At 60.2% G+C, this 2,811-nt stretch carries 3 protein-coding genes; all 3 read right to left on the reverse strand.

Annotated features, from left to right (window positions below; genetic code table 11):
• Positions 1–98 precede the first annotated feature (98 nt).
• The 3 genes from WBV42_RS06710 to WBV42_RS06720 all read right to left on the reverse strand — a co-directional run bounded on the left by WBV42_RS06710 (position 99) and on the right by WBV42_RS06720 (position 1,974).
• On the reverse strand, positions 99–299 hold the full coding sequence (locus WBV42_RS06710) for a hypothetical protein (protein ID WP_423985343.1): 201 nt from the start codon (positions 297–299) through the stop codon (positions 99–101).
• 114 nt (positions 300–413) lie between these two features.
• The gene (locus WBV42_RS06715; protein ID WP_423985344.1) at positions 414–1,304 is read right to left on the reverse strand and encodes a hypothetical protein; all 891 of its coding nucleotides are present in this window, start codon (positions 1,302–1,304) and stop codon (positions 414–416) included.
• Positions 1,305–1,410: 106 nt separating this feature from the next.
• On the reverse strand, positions 1,411–1,974 hold the full coding sequence (locus WBV42_RS06720; RefSeq protein WP_253234317.1) for a hypothetical protein: 564 nt from the start codon (positions 1,972–1,974) through the stop codon (positions 1,411–1,413).
• Between the last annotated feature and the right edge of the window lie 837 nt (positions 1,975–2,811).

Below are 2,811 nucleotides of genomic sequence, written 5' to 3' on the forward strand. Positions count from 1 at the left end.
CCGACCGCCGCGACCTTTGCGAGCCGATTCATGTCCGATCGTTGGGCGTTTTGTTTTAAACATCTATGGATTGGTGGCGGGTGGTTCGTCCGTCGAAATCAGCGTGTGATTCTGCTCAGATACCACGTCAGCAGAACGCCGAGGATGAGACCGCCGACGATCGCACTGACGAGAACGACCGGCGTCGCCCCGCCGTGAAAGGCGATGAGACCGCCGGACGCGCCGACCAGCAGGACGATGGCGACCTTCAGTCGTAACATCGCGGACGAGCGTTCCTCCTTCGAAGTCGGTCCGACCATTATCGCACCCGATCCGTCGATACTGGTGGTACGTCGTCACCCGAGTGTGCTGCCCGCATGAAAGGAACGGAGCGAGCGAGATGCTTAAATCCCGGCGAGATGGTGCGGATTGGACTACTGTCGATACCGTTCGACGGTCTCGAACAGTTCCTCGAACGCTGGGTGGCTATCGTAGCGAATCGTTCCCGTCCGTTCGTCGTAGTCGATGAGGTGAAGGTCCCATAGCTTCGGCAGGGTTATGTGCCGGAGGTTGGTTTCGAGCGAGCGCTTTCGTAGTTCGTCGGTGGCGGTCAGCTCCTCGACCGTGAGGACGCCGTCCGGCGCGTTCATCGCCATTCGAAGCACGTACCGACAGTTCCTGTCAGCGAGAACTTCGAGCCAATCATCGACCACGCCGGAAGGTGCTTGAATCCCGTCGGTAGCGATAGCTCCCTCGGGAATGGCAGGAAGTTCAGCACTGTCTGTGTCGGCGGCGAGGGGGGTCCTCGAATCGTTCGAATCGGCCGAACCGCTCGGGTTCGTCGAACCGGTCCCAGTACCCGAGGTGTTCGAATCGGCGTTCGACTCGTTCGATGCCCCTCCTTTCGACCCGGTCCGAAGCGGTGCGACCATCCCGGCGACGCCGATAACGAGTCCCAACAGCGCGCCGCTCGTTACCATCGTTTGGACGAGGAAATAGGGGTTCGAGATGTGCCATCCCGAGACTTTCGCGGTGACGATGACGCCCGCCGCGAACCCGCCGAGTGCGAGCATTCCCTTGAAGCAGGAAACGTCCACTTTTTGGAGCGTTTTCGCGTCGATGTCGCTTCGCGTGAGTCGATAGCCCACGTAGATCAGCATCGCTGAGAGCGTCATCTCGATGATGAACTCCGGAAACCACACCGATCCGGAACGAACGAGCGGGTCGATGACGACGACGATGGACAACAGAATGCCGATGAGTGCGATCACTCGACCACCGTTTCTTCCATCGGCCACTGCGATGTCGGGGGGAGTCACGCGCATCCGAAAGTCACTGAGTGTCGTACTCGCTCGACACTACTATCGGTTTCGACACCTATGAGAAATCCAACCTGTTTCGCGCGAGTGAAATACCGTTCGGCCCGCCGAACTACTGGAACCCGCGTCCGACCTCGTCCTCGTCGATGAGGTCGTCCAGTTCCTCGTTCAGGAGCTTTTCGGACTCCTCGAACGTCTCCTCCAGATCCGAGACGGTCTCCGGACGGTCGTACCCGTCGAACTCCATCGGTCCGAACGCCGGGCTCTCCAGAGCCTCCATCACGTCGTCGAAGAGGTCGGCACCGGACGTCGGCGCGTCCGCGTGTGCCTTGATGGTCTCTTCGACGCGCTTTGCCCGTGCCTCCATCTCGTCTTTCTCCGGACGCTTCTCCTCTGGATTCTGGACCGCGAACCGTCCGCCACGGTACTCCTTTTCCGGGAGGAAGTTTCCGATTTCGTCATCCAGCTTCCGGGCGACCTGCGTGCCGACGCCCCGGACCTGGTAGGGGTTTTTCGCGTACGTCTTCAAATGGTAGAGGCCAGCCTTCGGATGGCCGAGATATAGATCCTCGCCGACACCACCTGCCCGCTTTCCCCCCGCGGCTCGCCACCCTTCAGGGTCGACTCGGCGGTCAACAACGTCCTGTAAGACATCCTGCCATTCTCGAACCCGCATAGGTACACCGTGTCACGCCGAGGAGATTAACGTGTCGCTTTCTCGGATTCGGAGATGGACGGGACCTTAGAGTTATCTTTTATATTTTGGAGACATCTCTCTTCGAGGGTCGTTACGAACGGACGCGTTTGCTACTGTTAGTGCGACCGAAGTAATTGCAATGATGGTCCGGAAAGCCCCCATCCGCTCGCGGCACCGGAAGACGTTCCTGCTCACTGCGTTCGCGGGCTGCGACTTCTGTGATCACACTCACATTCTTTCGCGTGAACCGCTCGACCGACATTTCACTTCGACTCGCTCCGCTCGTCTTCAGCGAGAGGGGTCGGCGAGACGACCGAGTAAACGCGAGTTCAGTCGGAAACAAGTTCCGACAACGTCCCCCTCACTGCGTTCGCGGGACCGGGCGGCCCCTTTCAACCCACCCCACACCACCGCACCGCAACCGCACTGTGCCACACCCTCCCCAACCGACTGTGTTTCTCACTCGTCCACTCGCTGCGATACCTGCGGGCCACGGCCGCAGGTCAGCGAGACGCGGAGCGTCTCGCAAGCCTCGTCCCTCGCGCGGGCGCACTGCCGTGCGCCGTCGCGCGCCATGTGGTTGACTGGGAACGCATAGCCCGTCCAGTTGAGTGACGTGTGCGAGAAACGCGAGGGATGACGAAGGGAGCGTGCGACCGGAGGAATCGGTTGGGGAGGGAGTGGTGCGGAAATTCAGTGTCGCTCGGCTACTGTATTGACGAGAAAACTGACCCAACTCGTCGTCACAATCCGAAGTAGAGCGCGATCGTTATCGGCGTCACGATCGCCAAAATGATCTGCAACCACACGCCGACG

Source organism: Haladaptatus sp., from assembly GCF_049589095.1.
Taxonomy (GTDB): Archaea; Halobacteriota; Halobacteria; order Halobacteriales; family Haladaptataceae; genus Haladaptatus.

Excerpts from the sequence above, each read along its gene's own strand:
- WBV42_RS06710 (WP_423985343.1), bottom strand. The coding sequence starts at position 299 with ATGGTCGGACCGACTTCGAAGGAGGAACGCTCGTCCGCGATGTTACGA.
- WBV42_RS06715 (WP_423985344.1), bottom strand. The coding sequence starts at position 1,304 with ATGCGCGTGACTCCCCCCGACATCGCAGTGGCCGATGGAAGAAACGGT.
- WBV42_RS06720 (WP_253234317.1), bottom strand. The coding sequence starts at position 1,974 with ATGCGGGTTCGAGAATGGCAGGATGTCTTACAGGACGTTGTTGACCGC.